At 40.5% G+C, this 19,512-nt stretch carries 16 protein-coding genes; 6 read left to right on the forward strand and 10 right to left on the reverse strand.

Annotation, left to right across the window (positions count from 1 at the left end):
* Position 1: 1 nt before the first annotated feature.
* A complete protein-coding gene (locus tag ACQ2HE_RS16510; RefSeq protein ID WP_430896624.1) occupies positions 2-2,782 on the reverse strand; it encodes a hypothetical protein in 2,781 nt (926 codons plus the stop codon).
* 7 nt (positions 2,783-2,789) lie between these two features.
* Positions 2,790-3,374 (reverse strand): HD domain-containing protein, encoded by a 585-nt coding sequence (locus ACQ2HE_RS16515; protein WP_430896622.1) that lies wholly within the window; start codon positions 3,372-3,374, stop codon positions 2,790-2,792.
* Between the two features lie 159 nt (positions 3,375-3,533).
* On the opposite strand from ACQ2HE_RS16515, the gene ACQ2HE_RS16520 reads away from it, so the two are divergent.
* Genes ACQ2HE_RS16520 through ACQ2HE_RS16530 form a run of 3 tightly spaced genes read left to right on the forward strand, consistent with a single transcriptional unit; the run spans position 3,534 to position 5,567 of the window.
* Positions 3,534-4,298, forward strand: coding sequence for a polyphosphate polymerase domain-containing protein (locus tag ACQ2HE_RS16520; RefSeq protein WP_430896620.1), 765 nt, complete (start codon positions 3,534-3,536; stop codon positions 4,296-4,298).
* Positions 4,285-4,878, forward strand: a complete 594-nt coding sequence (locus ACQ2HE_RS16525) for a DUF4956 domain-containing protein (RefSeq protein WP_430896618.1) — start codon at positions 4,285-4,287, stop codon at positions 4,876-4,878. The genes ACQ2HE_RS16520 and ACQ2HE_RS16525 overlap by 14 nt, the downstream gene beginning before the upstream one ends.
* A gap of 8 nt (positions 4,879-4,886) precedes the next feature.
* The gene (locus ACQ2HE_RS16530; protein WP_430896616.1) at positions 4,887-5,567 is read left to right on the forward strand and encodes a DUF2490 domain-containing protein; all 681 of its coding nucleotides are present in this window, start codon (positions 4,887-4,889) and stop codon (positions 5,565-5,567) included.
* A 574-nt stretch (positions 5,568-6,141) separates the two neighbouring features.
* On the opposite strand, the gene def is transcribed toward ACQ2HE_RS16530, so the two are convergent.
* The 5 genes from def to ACQ2HE_RS16555 are packed head-to-tail and all read right to left on the reverse strand — an operon-like array spanning position 6,142 to position 10,205.
* Entirely contained in the window at positions 6,142-6,720 is a 579-nt protein-coding gene (gene def / locus ACQ2HE_RS16535; RefSeq protein ID WP_430896614.1) for a peptide deformylase, read from the reverse strand.
* Between the two features lie 49 nt (positions 6,721-6,769).
* Positions 6,770-7,183, reverse strand: a complete 414-nt coding sequence (gene ruvX / locus ACQ2HE_RS16540; RefSeq protein ID WP_430896612.1) for a Holliday junction resolvase RuvX — start codon at positions 7,181-7,183, stop codon at positions 6,770-6,772.
* A gap of 9 nt (positions 7,184-7,192) precedes the next feature.
* On the reverse strand, positions 7,193-8,101 hold the full coding sequence (locus tag ACQ2HE_RS16545) for a UbiA-like polyprenyltransferase (RefSeq protein ID WP_430896610.1): 909 nt from the start codon (positions 8,099-8,101) through the stop codon (positions 7,193-7,195).
* 10 nt (positions 8,102-8,111) lie between these two features.
* Complete coding sequence (locus ACQ2HE_RS16550) at positions 8,112-8,666, reverse strand: RNA methyltransferase (RefSeq protein ID WP_430896608.1); 555 nt, start codon at positions 8,664-8,666, stop codon at positions 8,112-8,114.
* 57 nt (positions 8,667-8,723) lie between these two features.
* The gene (locus ACQ2HE_RS16555; RefSeq protein WP_430896606.1) at positions 8,724-10,205 is read right to left on the reverse strand and encodes a CotH kinase family protein; all 1,482 of its coding nucleotides are present in this window, start codon (positions 10,203-10,205) and stop codon (positions 8,724-8,726) included.
* Between the two features lie 277 nt (positions 10,206-10,482).
* Between ACQ2HE_RS16555 and mutS the strand changes: the two genes are divergently transcribed.
* Together mutS and ACQ2HE_RS16565 are read left to right on the forward strand one after the other, a co-directional pair.
* On the forward strand, positions 10,483-13,077 hold the full coding sequence (gene mutS / locus ACQ2HE_RS16560; protein ID WP_430896604.1) for a DNA mismatch repair protein MutS: 2,595 nt from the start codon (positions 10,483-10,485) through the stop codon (positions 13,075-13,077).
* A 130-nt stretch (positions 13,078-13,207) separates the two neighbouring features.
* On the forward strand, positions 13,208-13,657 hold the full coding sequence (locus tag ACQ2HE_RS16565) for a CHRD domain-containing protein (protein WP_430896602.1): 450 nt from the start codon (positions 13,208-13,210) through the stop codon (positions 13,655-13,657).
* A 110-nt stretch (positions 13,658-13,767) separates the two neighbouring features.
* On the opposite strand, the gene ACQ2HE_RS16570 is transcribed toward ACQ2HE_RS16565, so the two are convergent.
* The 3 genes from ACQ2HE_RS16570 to ACQ2HE_RS16580 all read right to left on the reverse strand — a co-directional run bounded on the left by ACQ2HE_RS16570 (position 13,768) and on the right by ACQ2HE_RS16580 (position 18,857).
* Positions 13,768-14,898 carry a cysteine desulfurase family protein gene (locus ACQ2HE_RS16570; RefSeq protein WP_430896600.1) on the reverse strand — a complete coding sequence of 377 codons (1,131 nt, stop codon included), beginning with the start codon at positions 14,896-14,898 and terminating at the stop codon, positions 13,768-13,770.
* A 244-nt stretch (positions 14,899-15,142) separates the two neighbouring features.
* Positions 15,143-16,522 (reverse strand): phosphoglucosamine mutase, encoded by a 1,380-nt coding sequence (gene glmM, locus ACQ2HE_RS16575; protein ID WP_430896598.1) that lies wholly within the window; start codon positions 16,520-16,522, stop codon positions 15,143-15,145.
* 361 nt (positions 16,523-16,883) lie between these two features.
* Positions 16,884-18,857 (reverse strand): LTA synthase family protein, encoded by a 1,974-nt coding sequence (locus ACQ2HE_RS16580; RefSeq protein WP_430896596.1) that lies wholly within the window; start codon positions 18,855-18,857, stop codon positions 16,884-16,886.
* A 44-nt stretch (positions 18,858-18,901) separates the two neighbouring features.
* Here ACQ2HE_RS16580 and ACQ2HE_RS16585 point away from each other — a divergent pair, with 44 nt between their 5' ends.
* Positions 18,902-19,510 carry a phosphatase PAP2 family protein gene (locus ACQ2HE_RS16585; RefSeq protein WP_430896594.1) on the forward strand — a complete coding sequence of 203 codons (609 nt, stop codon included), beginning with the start codon at positions 18,902-18,904 and terminating at the stop codon, positions 19,508-19,510.
* The last annotated feature ends 2 nt before the right edge of the window (positions 19,511-19,512 follow it).

Consider the following 19,512-nt stretch of genomic DNA (forward strand, 5'->3'; position numbering starts at 1 on the left):
CTCAATTATTACTGTTCTTCATTGCAAAAACGGCCGTTTCTTTCAACACAGGATTTTCAACCTGACTGTACTTATAAAGGTAGGATTTTTCAATTTCATAGCTCCTTTTTGCACCAATGAACAGAGAGCAAGCTTTAGTCCAGTCCATATAATCCATCGGTACTTCTTGTAATACGCTGTTCACTAAATGATTCAGACCCTGTTTCGGATTCTTCGACAAGTGGATCTTTAAGAACTGAACCTTTTGACGAATATCTTGAGGCTCAAAAAGTTGTGAAAATAAAATTCCTATATCCTTTCTAACTGTTATCTCAATCAGCTCCAAACCATTGGCAATACGCTCTTTCTGATTGGAGAAAATCGCATATTTCGCTTCCCGAATTTTAGAAGGTTCGTACATCATTTCAAACAATTGTAACAGCATATCACGAATACTGTCTACTTCTGCCGACATTGCTCTTTGCATCATACCATCAATATCATGTTCCGGGATGATTTCACTCCACATTGCATACAGTTCTACCACATATGACTGATAACGTTTGGCCACGGCTTCCAAAACCGGACGCTCGGCATGAGTACATCTATATTTCACCCGGTGAAGAGACTTCACAATTGGCAAAGTGTAATAAGGATGTTCTTCCATAAACGGCATTAAAACCGCCCCCACTGCTGCAGGGTCATTTAGTTTCCCGCAAATACTGATCAATTGGTCCTTTTTATCAACCGACAAATCTTCTCTTTTTAATAAAGCAGCTATTTCAATCAATGACTTTGAGCCCGCTTGTAAAAAAGCTTGAGACACCAATTTGGTATTGTATTCAAATAAGTTTGCTGCCTCCGAAAGAACATCAGCATGAACTGCTTTTCCAATGGAACGCAAAGCCGCATTCACAACCGCAGGATCTTCGCTGTTCAGGAACTGACCATAACTAGGGTAACCGTATTCGTCCTTAACTGTATTCAATAGATCCAGCAATTCCAGCGCCTTTTCAGGATGATCTTTAAGCGTTTGATCAACCCAGGCTTCAGCCCTACCGTGTACCGCTATCGAAAAGCTTATTAAAGAACCGGTAATAGCTGCCTTCTTGATTTCGGGATCAGTAGCGTCAATATAGGTTTGTACTGCGTCGTAACGATCGGTCAATGCTGCAAGCGTAAATACAGCTTCTTTCTTAATTTCCGGACTCAACTCTTCATTCAATCGTTCTTTTACTAAAACCAACATGCTTAGGAGACGGAACTGACGAATCAATCGAATACTTTCTAACTGTACTTTTTCACTTGGATGGTGCAATAACTTTAAAACGATGGATTCAGATATCTGTTGGCTATTCGAAATAATCATTCTAAGCATGCTGAGAATTTCTAAATCAGATGCATGATTCATTTTCAGCAAGATCTCTTTCATGAGTTGCTCATTTCTCAATTCAAACGATTCGTTGCTGAAGAAACGCGTACTGATGGTATGCAAGAGTAGTAAAACGTATTGCTTGTTAACGGAGAACAAGGCAATAACCCATACAACACCCAAAACAATCAGCATGTAAGAAATGGGGAGTAACCCAATTTTTTGATGTAAAAACAAGAGGGTTAACAAAAAAAGACCACAAAACAATGAAGCAAAAGGATCCATGATTCCTTTTACAATGTTATGAGCGCGCAATCTCTCAAAAGTTCCCAATGGCTGCATCAATGTAAGCAAAACCGGTGCACTGAACGAAGTTCTCAGAACTTCAACCAAAATGGCAATCACACCAAATAAGTAAAACATGATGGTTTCGCTGGTACTAAACCATCCGGCAAAAATGGTAGCTGCAACAAGAATTAGCATGGCAATGGGAGTAATCAATAGTGTTGACAGAATTCCCAATTTTGAAGTGAGTCTACTAGCAAAAACCATCTTTGTAAATAAAGCGAATACGCGTAGGGCTGCAAAAAACAGTGCAATAAATTTGGCCAGCGCCACATCGTCGTGAAAAGCTTTTTTTACTTCTGCATAAAAACCATAGTTGATCAGTAAAATGCTCGCACCAGCCATAACAGAAACGATGGCAATGCCACGGATATAACTATTGGTCGTAAAATCAGAAACGAGGCGCGATAAAGGTTTCGGAGCTGCATGGTGATTATTGTGATGATGCTCATGGTGGTTTTGATGATGATGTGCAGCATGCAATCGACCACTTCGCTCCACTCTTTCAAACAGTATAAAAGCACCGAACATAAATAGTGATCCAAGGAACAAGAGGTTCTGTGTTCCGGTATAACTCACAAAGATCGAGGCCAATGTATACCCCACGAACTTTGCGGGTATATCTCCTGCACTTATTACAGCAAACAAACGCTTACTTTGTCGAAGATCAAAAAGCGTAGCCGCAATACCCCAGAAGCTCAAATTATTGAGCATGTACAAAACATTGAACCAACCTAGCAGAATATAGTAATACCAATAATTATCGTAGTAGAAATTTCCGATTCTTAACAGCAACATACTGATTGTCATAAACAATAACACAGTAATATTGAACTGCCGAAAAGAAAGCTTGTGCTCGAACTTAGCATAAAAATATCCAACCACCCATAACATCACCGCCGATAACATAAACACATATGCCAAATCGGTTACGGGGTGCTTTTCAAGAAATTGCGCAAAACCGGAGGTAAAAAAGAAAGCTGCGCCGGCCCCTTGTAAAAAAAGCAACAGGTACAGTCGCTTAACAACCCACCACTCGCTCGGATAAACATTAAAAAGCCGCAGCCAAAAACTTCGCTTACTCATGCTAGAATTATACTTGCTTCAATTGCTGTAAATAGATCCATTTCACTGGCGCGCGTTCGCTAAGAGAAGTCAACGTCCAATATTCGTGAGCTTCAAAAAAGGAGATCTGTATTTGATCAAACTCTTCAGGAGTTTTTATTCTTCCCAGAGCCATCAATTCATCGCACAATCGTTTACTGATAATTGGAAAATCTTCACGGCCCAAATAGTCCAAATCGGCATCACATATCACTTTTTCCAATAAGGTTTTGGGCGATTGAGGGATACGTGTGCTCATGATCATTCCTTCCATCTTCTGAATATCTTCTTCACTGAAAGGATTGTTGAGCATCCGCTTTCTTAGAATTTCACAGGATGCTTGTTCGTGACCTTTGTAAGCTACCAAGAATCCGGTATCATGAAACAAACAGGCCACTTTTAACAAAAGTAAATCGTGCGCATCCGTAATACCTTCAGCAATGGCTATTCTCAAGCTTTGCTCCATCACATCCATTGTATGCTCCACCTTGTGGTAGTACAAATGAGGATTCAACCCTTCATTGAGTTTTGCATAAACTTCGTCTTGTAGCTGTTGAAATTCCTCAGTGGTCATATAGAAAATTAATAGCATTCAAATATAAGGTTTTATCATTTTACCCTCGTTCAAAATCTTAAAATCAAATTATTATCATTCCTACTATGCAATTGCTTGATTTTGCGCAATAAATTGAGTAATTTCCCTGCCTAGCGCATAAGAAAGTTACTAATAGCCTTGAACCATATCTTGCCATATTTACATTCCGAGTTCGCCGCATGCAACCTGGAGAAGATCAATCAGTCTGCATTACTGCAGTCGAGAATGGATTATAAATTCACCTGCCCAACCTTTATCATGGAAGAATTGCTCGATCTGTTGAAGAACGAATACGAGATATTGGCAATCAACAACCATAGATTTTTTACCTATCAAACCACCTATTTCGATACGCCGAATTTGTTCACCTACCATGAACATCAACGTCAAAAAGCCCATCGCTTCAAAATAAGATACCGCAACTATGTTGAAACGGCTACTTCGATGTTGGAGGTAAAATGGAAAAACGCAAAAGGCAAAACAAGCAAATCAAGATTACAGGTGGAAGAATTGCCAATGGATCTTGGAGTGCATACAAATTTCTTTGAATCAAATGGCATTTTTAATACCCATACTTTTCAGGCGAGAATCAATGTTTCGTACCAAAGAATTAGCTTGATCCATAAAACAGGAACTGAAAAAGTTACGCTAGACTTCAACTTAGAGGCTTCCGATCCTGTTCAAAAAATACATTTTCCTGAACTGATGATTGTAGAAGTGAAAGCTCCCGGAAAAATGGAGGCCGTTTCGCTCCCTTATTTAAAAAAATTAGGACAAAGAGAAGGTGGGCTAAGTAAATATTGTCTAGGCACAATTGCCTTAAATCCGCAAATAAAACACAACCTATTCAAGCCCTTATATTCTAAAATTTTAAAACTGAAAAACCTTTATGCTGCTTCTTGATATTTCTAGCTTTTTCGAATTTGAAAATGGGTTGGCCTTGCGATTATTGGTCGATCTAATATCTTTAATCATCCTTATCAGAGGTATCTATTACAAAACCTATCAGCGCTCCGATCTTTATCTCACTTTTGTGCTGTTCAATATCATCATCTTTTTCATTTCGCATATTCTAAACCAAGTGCAAATGAGTACGGGAGCAGCATTTGGTCTCTTTGCGGTGTTCTCAATGTTGCGATACAGAACGGAAGGCATTTCAGCGAAAGACATGACTTACCTCTTTCTTTCGATTGCTCTAGGGCTCATCACAGCCGTATCGAAAGCAGCTTCTTTTGATCTGGTGCTGATCTGTTTCATCATGTTGGTCATTACGTATCTGATGGAGAGTAATTGGTTTGGAAAAAGAGAAAGTGCCAAAACAATCTTATACGATTCCATTCAAAATATTCATAGCGCAAAAGAAAAAGAATTGATCGATGACCTGAAAAACAGAACCGGATTGAACATTCACCGATTTGAAATTACTGAAATCGACTTTTTAAAAGACAGCTGTAGAATCACCATTTTCTACTACGAAAACTAAGCACCAACATGAAAAAACTTTTTACCATAGCAGCACTCTTTATACTGCAGAGCCAACTCATAGCTCAAACTTCCAAAACGGACCCTAAAGACTGGCAAGGCTGGATGGGTGGTACGCTAAAATTTGACCTACCCAAAAAATGGACTCCGTATATCGAATATCAGGCAAGAACTTACAATAATCTCAAAACTTATAATGGTTCCTATATCAGCATCGGTGTGCAAAAAAAAGTGTCCAAATTTGTTCATTTAGTTGGTGAATACCGACTAGCCTTGGTTCAAAAGGGTACTTATCACAGATACACTTTTGGAGCGGAATATGAAAAAGAAAAAAAGAAATGGGATTGGGGCGTGCGTGTATTGTTGCAAAATCAATTGCAAGATTTCGACGAAGCGAACAAAGCCACTCAAGACGAGTTCTACTGGAGGGTGAGATTGGGGGCGAAATATGAACTATCAAAAAAAGTAGCGGCTTTTGCTTCCATAGAACCCATCATGAAAAGCGGTGGTCGTCATTTTGTTGATAATTTAAGAAACCAGTTGGGCCTTCGATTTAAAATAGCCCCCAAAACGAAGCTGGATGTGTTCTACATCTACCGCCCCGATTATGCGAAATCATACAACAGAACTTTCAATATTGTTGGGTTTGATCTCATTTATACCATAAAGCCTAAGAAGAAAAAGAAATAGGCTTTGGGCTTTAGGCCTTAGGTATTAGGCTTTAGGCTTTGGGCCTTAGGCGTTAGGTATTAGGCGTTAGGCGTTAGGTTGTAATATTCAAAAGAAAATTTGTATACTTTTAAATATAAACCTTGGGTTTTTTAATTTTATATTTTTTGAAAAGCCTGTTGTAATCTATTACGACAGGCTTTTTTATTAGAACAAAAAATTCATAAATAAGAAAAAAGCATTCCGAACGAGCGAAGCTGCGAAGCAGCCGCAGCGAGAGAGGAAACTCAAAATGTGTTGTTAGAGAAGAGGCGTTTTTGATACAGTTTTTTAGTGATTTAGTTATTTAGTTTTTGAGTTTGGGGCAATACACAGCGTTTCGGCTTAAAATTCGATATATACTAATGGCGTTATGGTAGGCGGGAAAATCTTCTCAATGCAATAACTTAAAAACTAAATAACTTAAAACTTATAACTCAGATTTTATTCTAGTGCACCTTAACTTCTTTACAATTGGATAAAGAAATTCATACAACTTCGGAGAGGTCGCATGTGTGTTATTAAAAAAAACGCCGGTTATAAAACCGGCATTCAATTATTTTGAGAACATCATTTTGTAATCCACCCGAATCTTTCCTTTTGAAATATCATCGAGTTTGCCTTTCAAAAGTTTTCGCTTTAAGGGCTTCAAATGATCAATGAATAGTTTGCCATCAATATGATCGTATTCATGTAGAATAACTCTAGCTGTGATTCCTTCAAATAGTTCTGTTTTCTCTACAAAGTTCTCATCACAATATCGCAACAGAACTGTCTCTTCTCTCCATACATCTTCCCTAATTTTTGGTATACTCAAACAGCCTTCGTTGTAACTCCACAATTCGCCATCGAGTTTCTCGATATGGGCATTGATAAACACTCTTTTTATTCCGGGCGCATCCGGATGTTCTGCTAACTCTGATGCGTCCATACCCTCGAAAATCTGAGTGCTGTCTACCACAAACAAGCGAATAGCTCGATTGATTTGAGGCGCGGCCAATCCTACTCCGTTACTGGCATACATGGTCTCCCACATGTCCTCGATCAACTTTGGTAAATCTGCATAGTCAGCAGATATATCTTTCGCCATTGCTCTCAATACCGGAGCGCCATATGCTACAATTGGTAGAATCATGTATGAATCAATTGAAATAGATCACAAAATTACGAATTTTCGGGCGAATCTAGCCCCGGCTTTGAAGGTATTCTTGAAGCAGTATGGTAGCAGCAATTTCATCCACTAAGCCCTTCTCACGGCGCTGCTTTTTTTTCAACCCCATGTCTATCATCGCTTGCTGCGCCATTTTAGAGGTATAGCGTTCATCGGCAGTTTGAACAGGGATATTTGGAAAATGACGCCTAAGTTTTGGTAAAAAATTCGCTACTAAGGGCGTTGCATCCGTATCCGTTTCATCCCAATTTTTGGGATCACCCACCAAAAAAAGCGATACTTCTTCTTTGGAAGTATATTCTTTCAAAAATTTCAATACTTCGGGAGTAGCCACGGTTGTTAATCCGGTTGCAATAATTTGCAATGGATCGGTTACCGCTAATCCGGTACGCTTTTTTCCAAAATCGATGGCTACAATTCGGGGCATAGTGTCTATTTATCCAAAAAAGATATCGGCAATTACAAATACTGCAAATACCACGCTGGCAATTCCATTGGCTGTCATGAATGCAATGTTCACTCTTCTCAAATCTGTGGGCTTTACAATGCTATGTTGATACACCAACATCCCAACAAACACAGCCACTCCTATCCAATAAATGAAGGTGAAATCACCCAATAGGCCCGCTCCAATTACAAAACCTGCACTTAGCATGTGCAGTGATCTTGACACGATCAACGCCCTCACTTTACCCAGAGCAGCCGGTATTGAATGCAATTGATTGTTCTTATCAAATTCTTCGTCTTGCAATGCGTAAATAATATCGAAGCCACTCACCCAACAGATAACCGTAAATGAAAACAGCAAGGGCAACCAATCGAACACACCGGTTACGGCTAAATAAGCACCAATAGGCGCTAAACTTAACCCTACGCCTAATACAAGGTGACAGAGCGCCGTAAAGCGCTTAGTATAACTGTAACCTAAGACTACTACTAATGCTACCGGTGATAAATAAAAGCAAAGTGGATTAATAAACCAAGTAGTGGCAACAAACGCAACACCGCAAAAGATAGTAAACAAAAGCACGCTATCCGCTTTCAATATCCCCGCCGGAATTTCTCGAATGGCCGTTCTAGGATTCTTCGCATCAAACTGACGATCTAGGTAGCGATTGAAAGCCATTGCAGCACTTCTGGCAAATACCATGCACAGTACAACCAAAAGCAATAAGACCCATGGATTGCGGTTAAGCAGATCTTCAATTCCTATGTCTTGTGAAAGATCGAGGTTGATCGTTGCCAACTTATAGATCCCCAAACTAAATCCAATTAACGCAAAAGGCATCGCAAAAATGGTATGCGAAAACTTAATCAAACTCAAATAATTCTTTACTACACTCATGCTGTGAATATTACAAATGTTGTTGAAGTTTAGCGACGATGGTGGTCTTCACCAGTTCCCATAAAACAATGCCGGTGGCAATACTAATATTGAAAGAATGCTTGGACCCGAACTGTGGAATTTCGATGCAGCCGTCTACAATTTTCATTACTTCGGCATCAACACCGGTTACTTCGTTTCCCATTACGATGGCAATAGGTTCCGGTGTCCATTGTAGGGTGAATTTTTCAAGTGAAACGCTGTTCTGAGCTTGCTCCACTGCCCAAACCTTGTATCCGGCAGCTCTCAATTCTTGAACGGCTTCCAGTGTAGTAGGTGCATACGACCAATTCACCGTTTCGGTGGCTCCTAAGGCTGTTTTATGAATATCGCGATGAGGAGGTTGAGGAGTATAACCGCATAAATAAATGGCTTCAATTAAGAAACCATCTGCGGTTCTGAATACACTGCCCACATTGTGCATGCTTCGAACATTATCCAGAACTACCACAATGGGGTGTTTGGGGGCTGCTTTAAAATCCGCAACCGATTTTCGACCCAATTCTTCCATGCTCCATTTTCTCATGGGGCAAAGGTAGTAACTATTTAGAGATGCTGAAATGCGACTACAATAAACGCACAATTAATGCACTATTCTGCGTGCAACCTTATCGCCATTATTGGTCACCATTTGGATGAAATAAACGCCTCTAGCCCATTTAAAAGCATCGAGTCGAATATTGTTCAATCCCGGATTCAATAACACCCGCTGGCGCATGATCTGACGCCCCATCATATCTGTTACAGAAAAATCGAGGGTTTGCGCCGACCGAGAAGCTACTTGCATGATGCCTGTATTGGGCATCGGATTGGGAGCAATGGTTACCAAAATATTCTGAGGAATATCTTTCGGATAATCGTAGCAAGTTCCGGTATTCGGCATATTATTATCCAACCAGTACAATCTCGAATTCAACCACGATTTCAGATACTCAATTTCTTGAGGATAGGAACCGGCAATGGGCTGAGGGTTGGGCCAAACATAGGTCCCCAAAATAGGCCAGCGTTGAAAGTGGCGCGTTTTTGCTTCATTCACCACATTAACAGCAGAGTCAATCACAGCAAACAAGCGATCATTTGATAAAAGGGTTTTTCTCACTTCTTTCCATCTGCAATAAAGCGCCGCCTGAAAAGCCGTGTCTTGTTGCATAAATCGCTGCCACCAGAAAGGAATCAATCCGGCTCCATCACCCGGACAAACATAATTGAACATATAGGCCCATCCTTCCACATTACTACCGCTGCAATAATCGGCATTTCGGAAAGCCAAATCATAATCCCAAACTGGCCCGGCAATAATGCGAGGGTTTTTGCTATCACGATCTTTATGGAGATAGGTACTCAACCGATATCCATCTACATTTCGAGATACTTCATTTACAATCAAGTAATCAATAAACGAAGGAATGTCTGCATATTTTCGAACGCCATTGTACGGATCTTGGAAATTGTCTGCAGCTAATGAACTCTCGAATTTATCAACCGCCGATTCTATATACGCCATTTGTTGCGTGGCAATATCTCCCGGCTTGGGATAGATGTAGGAGAATTGACGTTTGGCTCCATTACTTGAATTTGGAGTAGCATATTTTGAGAACCAACCGTTGGGTTGCTTGTCGAGACTGAAAATATAGCCGCCCGTTACTGCATCACCGCTTACATCGGAAGCACTCATTTTTGTAACACCTACTCTGGCATTTACCCTTTTTATTTTTTCTTCAAATACATATACTCCTTTATAGTCGTTGTTAACGATCAGTTCTACAAATCGGGTTCTAGCTGCCCAATGACCTAAACTTCTCGACAAATGGTAGGCCAATACATTTCGCATCAAGGTTTTGTCGGTAAACGGAGCATACAATACCCAATCAGACTCTTTCGGCATATCTAACATCGACAGGTCCTGAGAATTGCCCAAAGCATCGCGCAACTCAATTGAATAACTTTTCATCGGAAAGGATTGGGAAGACTGGCCTCTCACTTCAATTCCGATTGCTCCATTATAATGATTATAAGGATCTGAAATATTATTCCGAACTCCGGCTCCATTGTAAATGATACCCATGGAGGCAGTTATTTTAGGCTCACTTGGAATTGACTGATTATTGGTGTTAATAACTACAATCGGAAGATTAGACGAGGTTAAATTAACGGTCTGAGCGCTTACAGATAAGGAAACCCAGCAAAATAGGGCTATAAGGAGTTTTGATGGCATAGTGCAATGATAGGTTGGCAATTTACCTAAAGAATACGGGTCTTACAACTAATTCGTTGGTTCCTTTTTTTTCACATACAACTTTTTGTATATCAAGTCATGCCACCATCCCGTATTTTTGCGACCCATGGCGAAATCAGGCAACGATACACCTTTAATGCAGCAACACCGGGCTATCAAACAACGCTACCCCGATGCCATACTTTTGTTCCGTGTGGGTGATTTCTATGAAACTTTTGGAGAAGATGCCATTCATGCTTCTCAAGTACTAGGAATTACCCTTACCAAAAGAAACAATGGTGCTGCAGCCAGTTCTGAACTCGCCGGATTTCCGCATCATGCGCTCGACACCTATTTACACAAATTGGTTAAAGCGGGCTTCCGTGTGGCCATTTGTGATCAATTAGAAGATCCGAAACAAGCCAAAGGGATCGTAAAAAGAGGGGTTACCGAAATGGTGACTCCGGGTTTGGCTTCTAACGACAAACTCCTCGAACACAATAGCAATAATTTTTTAGCAGGCATTCACTTCGAGGAAGGAAAACATGGGATTTCATTTTTAGACATCTCTACAGGTGAGTTTTTTGTTGCCGAAGGGAACATTGAATACATCGATAAACTGTTGCAAACACTGAAGCCTGCGGAAGTAATTTACCAACGCAGCTTTCAAAAGTACTTCAAAGAAAATTTCGGGAATAAATTCTATACCTACACACTCGATTCTTGGATTTTCGACGAAGCTTTTGCACGCGAATCGTTGTTGAAACAATTCCAAACGCATTCCCTAAAGGGATTCGGAATCGACAACCTCTCGAGAGGAATCATCGCTTCGGGAGCCATTCTTCATTACTTGAAAGATACTGAACATCCAAACCTCCAGCATTTAACCACTTTACAAAGGTTGGATCAGGACGACTATCTCTGGATGGATCGGTTTACCATTCGCAATCTAGAATTAGTACCACTTGGTAACGGAGAAGGATACTCACTTTTAAGAAGCATGGACCAAACGGTTTCTCCCATGGGAGCACGCTTGTTGAAAAGATGGATATTACTCCCCTTAAAAGACCAGCATAAAATTGAAGAGCGCCTCAATTTAGTAGCTCATTTCATTAAAGAAACCGGTGACCGCACTGAGTTGATTCAACAAATGAAAGCGACCGGTGATCTGGAACGATTGGCTGCTAAAATACCTTTAAAAAAAGTGACCCCTCGAGATCTCTTACAGATCGCAAGAGGATTGCAATTGATCGAGCAAATTAGAACTAAGAATTTACAAGCCTCGAATTCGTATTTAAAACGTTTGGCCGATTCTTTAAATGCTTGCGGCATCATTCGCGACAAAATAGTAGCACAGCTAATTGATCCGGCTCCAACAACAGTTCAAAAAGGTGGGGTAATAAAAGAAGGGGTGAACGAAGACCTTGATCAATTAAGGAAAATTGCCCATGGTGGCAAAGAATACTTGCTTCAAATTCAAGCCCGCGAGGCTGAGAGAACCGGCATCAGTTCTCTCAAAGTGAGCTACAATAATGTATTTGGCTACTACTTGGAAGTCACCAATTCGCATAAATCAAAAGTACCGGCCGATTGGATCCGAAAGCAGACCCTCACCAATGCGGAACGCTACATTACACCTGAATTAAAAACATACGAAGAACAAATTACCGGTGCAGAAGAGAAGATCCTTCAAATTGAAACTCGACTGTTTGACGAACTGGTTCAAGAACTTCAAGAATACATCGCTCCTATTCAGGTAAATGCCCATGTAATTGCCATTTTAGATTGCCTTACTTGCTTTGCCCAAATAGCGCTGATTCATAAATACAAACAACCCGTACTAAAAGACGACGGCATTCTAAACATCAAAGCGGCGCGCCATCCGGTTATTGAACAACATTTACCGGCCGGAGAAACCTATGTTTCGAACGATATTTATTTAGATAGGGAATCACAACAGATCATCATTCTTACCGGACCAAATATGAGTGGTAAGAGCGCACTACTGCGTCAAACAGCTTTGATCACTTTAATGGCGCATATGGGGAGCTTTGTTCCTGCCGACGAAGCATACATTCCACTTACCGACAAAATTTTTACGCGCGTAGGAGCTTCTGACAACCTCAGTGGTGGTGAAAGTACCTTCATGGTAGAAATGAACGAAACTGCTTCTATTATCAATAATATTACGGAGCGTAGCTTGATTTTGCTCGATGAAATTGGCAGGGGCACTTCTACCTACGACGGAATTTCCATTGCCTGGAGTATTGTTGAGTTCTTAAACAACAGCACAGCACAACCGAAAACACTTTTCGCAACGCATTATCATGAATTGAACGAATTGGAACACCGTTTCCCACGAATCAAGAACTACCACATTACAAACAAGGAAATTGGCAATAAGGTCATCTTCTTGCGCAAGCTAGCGCCCGGAGGCAGTACACATAGCTTTGGTATTCATGTTGCGAAAATGGCTGGAATGCCACCAAGCTTGATCAATCGAGCCAATGAAATTTTGGCGCAACTAGAATCGGCTCGTCAAGATGCTCCGGATGCGGCCGTGCAACAGATCACCACTCAAAAAATGCAACTCTCCATTTTTGATGCTCATACCGATACCTTCCAACAGATCAGAGAAAAACTGGATGGCATCGATATCAACCGACTTACGCCGGTAGAAGCCCTTTTAAAACTGCAAGAAATCAAGAATTTAATAAAGTAAGACAGTCTCGTTCTTTTAAATGCCTTACATGTCAATGATTTACAATTAGTTACAACAAGAATTTTATAAACTTTTCTTTTTTCTGTTTTTACCAAATCCACACTATATTTGAATCGCTAAAAACTAACTTATGAGATTGTTATCTACTGCAATCGCTGCAGCTACATTGTTTCTTGCCGGATGTAATAATGATTTGGGTATCACTTTGTACCAAGGAACTGCTGTTCCCATGGGAGGTGACCAAGTAGTTCCTTCAAAATCCGTTGCTGGTAATGGCTCCATGAATTTGGTCTATAACCGTACTACCCGCGTTTTAACCTACACTGTAAGTTGGAACTCACTCAGCGGTGCACCAGCCGCTATGCACGTTCACGGACCTGCATTGAAAGGTGCCTCAGGAAGTACCATTCAAACTGTTTCAGGATTCTCTACAGCAGTAGCAGGATCACTAACAGGTACCCTCCTCATTGATGGTATGGTTATAAAAGAAGAAGATTTATTGAGAGGCGCATTGTACTTCGACATTCATACTGCTGCGAATGCAGTAGGCGAAGTGAGAGGTCAAATCCTAGTTAAGTAAACACACCGAACTTTACATAATTGAAAAGCTCCGAGAAGTTCGTTCTCGGAGCTTTTTTATTAGTGTTGGATGCGGTGCTGTTCCTATAGGAATGCTCCACTGTATCGCACTTACAATTGTTCTTTTAAAACCGCTACTAATTTGTCTAGCTCTTCTTTTGTTGTATGCTTACAAAATGAAAAACGCACGGTTACCTGATTGGGGTTATTGTTGATGGCTCTTATAACATGTGATCCTTGATCGGCGCCACTGGTACAAGCACTGCCACCACTGGCACAAATTCCATTGATATCTAGGTTGAATAACAACATTTCAGACTTTTCTGTTTTGGGGAAACTCACGCTCAATACGGTATACAAACTTCTTCCCAAAGGATCACCGTTGAATGCTACACCGGGAATTGCCGCTGTAAGTTGTTCCATTAAATAGCGCTTTAAGCCATTCATGTGTGCACTGTCTTGCTCGTATCCTGCTGTTGCAATCTCCAACGCCTTTGCAAAGCCTACTATTCCATAAAGGTTCTCCGTTCCGGCGCGCATATTGCGTTCCTGACCTCCACCATTGATATACGGGTGAATCTTCACGTTCTCGTTGATGTATAAAATACCTACTCCTTTTGGACCATGAAATTTATGCCCGGCTCCTGTTACAAAATGGACAGGAGTGTTGCGCAGATCAATGGGGAAATGTCCAACCGTTTGAACAGTATCGGAATGGAAAATAGCATTGTATTTCTTACAAAGCTCCCCTACTGCATGAATATCGAGCATGTTACCAATTTCATTATTAGCATGCATCAAGGTTACCAAGGTTTTCTCTTCTGTAGACGCAAGTAGTAGTTCTAAGTCCTCCATGTCTACATGCCCGTTAGGCAAAATTTTCACCCAACTAAGGGCCGCTTCGCCTCTTTTGTGCAAAACTTCCACTGTGTACAAGGTAGCGTGGTGTTCAATGGGCGAACTAATGATATGAGTGCATCCAAGATCACGTACAGCGGCTGTAATAGCTGTATTTGAACTTTCAGTACCACCGGAAGTAAAGAAAATTTCAGCGGGATGGGCCCCTAATATTTTAGCCACCGACTTACGTGCCGTTTCAATTGCCAAACGTGTTTCTCTACCATAAGAATAAATAGAAGAAGGGTTTCCAAATTTTTCTGTTAAGTAGGGCATCATTGTCTCCAGCACTTTGGGATCCAACGGTGTGGTTGCGGCATTGTCAAGATAAATTCTTTGCGTCATGTCCGTGGTGTTAATTGAGCGGCAAAGGTACTAAGAATTTAGATTAAGAATTGTACGGATAGTGTACTTGAAGCAAGCCGCTAATCAAGATTTAAATTACTGATTATCAATTACTCGATACCTTTTGAACGCTACACCGGCTTTCTAAAAATCTTAAAAACATTTCTTATGCCTACCAATAAAAAAGCCCTGCATACGCAGGGCTTTCATCTATCTATTTAAACTAAATAAAGCTGTGGTTCAATTACATAAACTCCCGAATGTCTTGCATCAATCTTAATGCAATATTATTCGCCGTTGTTTCAAAACTACTTTCTGCATAGATACGGATGATGGGCTCTGTATTCGAAGAACGCAAGTGTACCCAATCGGTATCAAATTCAATCTTCAAACCATCTTCAGTATTGATAGGTTGATTTTTGTATTTCACTTTGATCTTCTCGAATATGGAAGGCAAATCGAACCCCTTCTCCAATTCAATCTTATTCTTTGAAATGAAATAGTCGGGATACTTTGCACGGAAACTTTTAATGCCATTCTTGTGGTAACTCAATGCACTTAAAAACAATCCAATTCCAATCAATGCGTCTCTTCCATAATGCAAATCCGGTACAATGATTCCTCCATTTCCTTCGCCTCCAATCACCGCATTCAGTTCTTTCATTCTATTCACCACATTCACTTCTCCTACAGCCGAAGGCGAATAAGTTCCTCCGTATTTCAAGGTCACCTCTTTCAAAGCCTTGGTGCTACTCATGTTGCTTACTGTATTACCAGGGCGCTTCGACAAAACATAATCTGCCACTGCAACCAATGTATATTCTTCGCCGAACATAGATCCATCTTCGCAAACAAAACAGAGACGGTCAACATCCGGATCAACTGCAATTCCCAAATGTGCTTTGTGGTTTCTAACAGCAGCACTTAATTCAGTTAGATTTTCAGGTAGTGGTTCAGGGTTGTGTGAGAATTTACCGGTTACATCAGCATTCAGTACTACAACATCTTCTACACCCAATGCCTTCAATAACGGTGGCACATAAATAGCACCGGTAGAATTGATCACATCAACTACTACTTTAAGTCCTTTTTTACGAATGATTTCAACATCTACTAAAGGATAATTCAATACCGCATCAATATGTTGCTGCAAGTACCCGTCCTTCTTAGTGTAGGTACCTAATTTGTCAACTGTTTGAAAACTGAATGCTTCTGCTGCAGCTAAATCAAGAATTTGTTTTCCGATTTCAGCATTGATGAATTCTCCTTTCGAATTCAATAACTTTAACGCATTCCATTCTTTTGGATTATGACTTGCCGTGATAATGATCCCACCGGCTGCCTTTTCCCATATCACTGCCATTTCAACGGTTGGAGTAGTGCTAAGACCTGCATCAATTACATCAATTCCCAAGCCTAGCAAGGTATTCACTACCAGTTCTTGAACCATGGAACCGCTAATACGGCCATCACGTCCAATAACTACAGTTTTACCTGCACCTGCTTGTAACAACCATGTGCCATACGCTGCTGAAAACTTTACAATGTCGAGAGGGGTTAAATTGTCGCCGGTTGATCCACCGATGGTACCTCTAATACCTGAAATACTTTTAATTAATGCCACAGTTCCCAGTTTAAACAAATAAATCTAATACTTACTATTGTGCTGCTATCTTTCTCCTTAACCGGTGATTGGAATTTTACAGGATGGATTCGGTGTAATATTAGCGGAAAAATAGAAAAGAAAAACTGGATTTTCTACTATTTATTGTCCACTACAACCAATTTGCCAGTTAAATGTTGAAAAGAAAATAGATATTAACATTTCTCTAAAAAATATCCACCAAAACAGTCGTTCGTTTCGCATTTTTTATTGGTAACTCCCATTCTTGAACTGATTTAAATCAAATCTTCCGGCTAAGAATAAAAAATGCTCCTCCTTTTCCAGAAGCAGCATTTTCGAATAACAAGTAAGGATATACGATTTATTTTTTATTATGTGTGAGCAAGTAAGAAGCCGTATTATACAATGAACGAGTGAGCTGTTGTAATTCATTCTTCACGTTGCCATTCAATACCGAGTCGGGAGCCTTACTATTATCAATAACCGAAACAATTTCCCACTGATTTGTTTTCAATGTTTCGCGATAAAAATAACCATTTCGAACCACGCCTATTTGACGTGTTTCCGGATTGAAGATAAACGCAAAATCAGCCTTGGTACTGTCTTTCAGGCTTCTACCCAAACCAGTATTACGTACTTTCATTCCGGCCAAATCTGCCACCGTTGCCATTAAATCAACTTGTGAAGCCATGCGCGCCTCACGCTTCGGCTGAACGAATGCAGGCCCATAAAAAAGCAAAGGAACATGTTCAGAGGTGAGGCGATGTGTAGTCCAAGATTGTGGCAATAGCTTGCCTACATCACCCGGAATGCCATGATCTCCTACAAACACAAAAATGGTATTCTTGAAATAAGCCTCTTTTTGTGCTGCTTGAATAAATTTCTGAAATGTAAAATCGGTATACCGAAATGCATTGTACTCTTTCAGCTTGTTTTCATAGTTTACTTGATCTTTAAATCCATTCGCGTCTAATTCAGCTTCGGAGGGACGATTGCGTTTAAACTCAAGTGTGTCTTCATCCGGGATCGAATAAGGACGATGATTATCGGCTGTTTGAATAACTGCAATAAAAGGCTTTTGTTCTTTTGATAAAATGCCATTGGCTTCCAAAAACAAATTCTTATCACTGATACCCCAAACATCTAAACGTGGGCTCTTTAAATTCTCTTCCTCATACAAATGAAGTCCTTCAATATTGTTCGACAACACACCTCTTATATTGGCCCAACTTGGACTGCCACCAATAAAATAATATTTCTCATACCCCTTAAATTGATTCATGATCACATTTTGATTCACGGCTGCGGGGTTTCTACTGGCTGTTTGTTGCAATTCCACATCCGGTAGTCCGGTGAGCGTAGCCCAAACCCCTCTTGCTGTTCCATAAGTTGGCGTGAAGCATCGATCAAAATACCAGCCTTGTTTGCTTAAACTATCGAAAAACGGAGTAGTGTTCAACGGGTTTCCAACCATCGAACTTTTATAGGCGCTGTAGCTTTCGCAGATCACCACTACAATATTGGGGTGAACCAGTTTTGCGCTATCGGAACCTTGAATCCGTTCGTATCCGTTTTCCCAACCATAATAGGGCTTCAAAAAAGCTCGGTCTGCAGCCAATGTTTTTTCATCATAATTCACTGAACGAAATTTCAGCGTATTAAAGAACGACTCAAAAGGGTTCAAAGCCAAATTGGCTTGATAATCGCTCCCCAAACCAAACGCATCGCTCCAGCGCAAGGGGTACTGATTGAGTCGACCAAAACTAAAGCCGGCCATTAACAACACCAACATCACCATTGCAACAGGTTTTGCCGATTGTTTGGGGCTATTATAGATTGTTCTGTATCCTTTTCGTAATACCCAACTCAATGCCCAGGTAGCCACTACCAACACCAAGAGTATGCGAATGATGGGATAGGATTGCCAAACCATGGTTGCAGAAATATTGGCATCTGCAAGGTAGTTCAACACAGTGGCGTTCATTCGCTGGCTTAAATAAGCATAATGCGCTAGATCCACGAAGTAAAACAACACGAATACAAAACAGATAAATCCCATTTTCAAATTCCAGATGCGCAAATGAGTCTTGCTTTTAAAGGGACTAAAAAAAGGAATCGCGCTAAAAACTAGACTTACCAGCCCAATTACGCTTACGGCTCTTAAATCGAATCTCAATCCTAATACAAAGGATTGCCAAATGGCCGTTCCGGAATTGCCCTGATTATTGAAATAAAGGAAAAAAGCGAGTCGAAGGAGGGTCATCCACACTAAAAGAACCAATGCCGTCCAAAGTACCCAGCGAATCATTCTGGGAAGGGGTAATAAAAGCTTCATGCAAAATAAATAATCATAAAATTAAGTATATTATTTTTGCAGCTATGGATTTACCTGCGGCACCGCTGCTATTAACTTTTTGGCAACAGATTCAACCCATTGATCAATGGCTGATTGTACACATTAATCAGAACTGGAGCAGTTCGTGGCTTGACGCCATTTTGCCCTTTTTTAGAGAACCGCTTTTCTGGGCACCCATGTACTTGTTCCTGATCGTTTTTGTGGGGATGAACAACCCGAAGAAGTGGATCTGGTGGGCATTAGCGCTGGTATTATGCGCAGCAATATCCGATATCATTAGCAGTCAGGTCATCAAACAATTGGTGATGCGGGTTCGGCCTTGTCAGGATCCCGATGTATCGATTTTATTGAGATTTTTCATTAAATATTGTCCTCAAAGCTCGAGCTTCACTTCTTCTCACGCCACGAGTTATTTTGCTCAAGCTTGCTTTCTGCACCAAACACTGAAATACTATTCTAAATGGACCCCACTGTTCTTTATTTGGTCGGGTTCAGTAGCCTATACCCAGGTATATGTTGGGGTTCACTACCCTTTTGATGTACTTTGCGGTGGCCTTTTGGGCTATTTTATTGGATTATTCATCTCGAAACTCTTCGATAAACAAGTAGGAAGTCTTAGATTAGTAGCTTAATA

The sequence above is a fragment of the Endoryza foliicola genome (assembly GCF_050589245.1).
In the GTDB taxonomy this organism is placed as follows: domain Bacteria; phylum Bacteroidota; class Bacteroidia; order Chitinophagales; family Chitinophagaceae; genus Endoryza; species Endoryza foliicola.

Bases quoted from the DNA above. Each gene is read 5' to 3' on its own strand.
- ACQ2HE_RS16510 (WP_430896624.1), bottom strand. From the start codon at position 2,782: ATGAGTAAGCGAAGTTTTTGGCTGCGGCTTTTTAATGTTTATCCGAGC.
- ACQ2HE_RS16515 (WP_430896622.1), bottom strand. From the start codon at position 3,374: ATGACCACTGAGGAATTTCAACAGCTACAAGACGAAGTTTATGCAAAA.
- ACQ2HE_RS16525 (WP_430896618.1), top strand. From the start codon at position 4,285: ATGCTGCTTCTTGATATTTCTAGCTTTTTCGAATTTGAAAATGGGTTG.
- ACQ2HE_RS16530 (WP_430896616.1), top strand. From the start codon at position 4,887: ATGAAAAAACTTTTTACCATAGCAGCACTCTTTATACTGCAGAGCCAA.
- def (WP_430896614.1), bottom strand. From the start codon at position 6,720: ATGATTCTACCAATTGTAGCATATGGCGCTCCGGTATTGAGAGCAATG.
- ruvX (WP_430896612.1), bottom strand. From the start codon at position 7,183: ATGCCCCGAATTGTAGCCATCGATTTTGGAAAAAAGCGTACCGGATTA.
- ACQ2HE_RS16545 (WP_430896610.1), bottom strand. From the start codon at position 8,101: ATGAGTGTAGTAAAGAATTATTTGAGTTTGATTAAGTTTTCGCATACC.
- ACQ2HE_RS16550 (WP_430896608.1), bottom strand. From the start codon at position 8,666: ATGAGAAAATGGAGCATGGAAGAATTGGGTCGAAAATCGGTTGCGGAT.
- ACQ2HE_RS16555 (WP_430896606.1), bottom strand. From the start codon at position 10,205: ATGGGTATCATTTACAATGGAGCCGGAGTTCGGAATAATATTTCAGAT.
- mutS (WP_430896604.1), top strand. From the start codon at position 10,483: ATGGCGAAATCAGGCAACGATACACCTTTAATGCAGCAACACCGGGCT.
- ACQ2HE_RS16565 (WP_430896602.1), top strand. From the start codon at position 13,208: ATGAGATTGTTATCTACTGCAATCGCTGCAGCTACATTGTTTCTTGCC.
- ACQ2HE_RS16570 (WP_430896600.1), bottom strand. From the start codon at position 14,898: ATGACGCAAAGAATTTATCTTGACAATGCCGCAACCACACCGTTGGAT.
- ACQ2HE_RS16580 (WP_430896596.1), bottom strand. From the start codon at position 18,857: ATGAAGCTTTTATTACCCCTTCCCAGAATGATTCGCTGGGTACTTTGG.
- ACQ2HE_RS16585 (WP_430896594.1), top strand. From the start codon at position 18,902: ATGGATTTACCTGCGGCACCGCTGCTATTAACTTTTTGGCAACAGATT.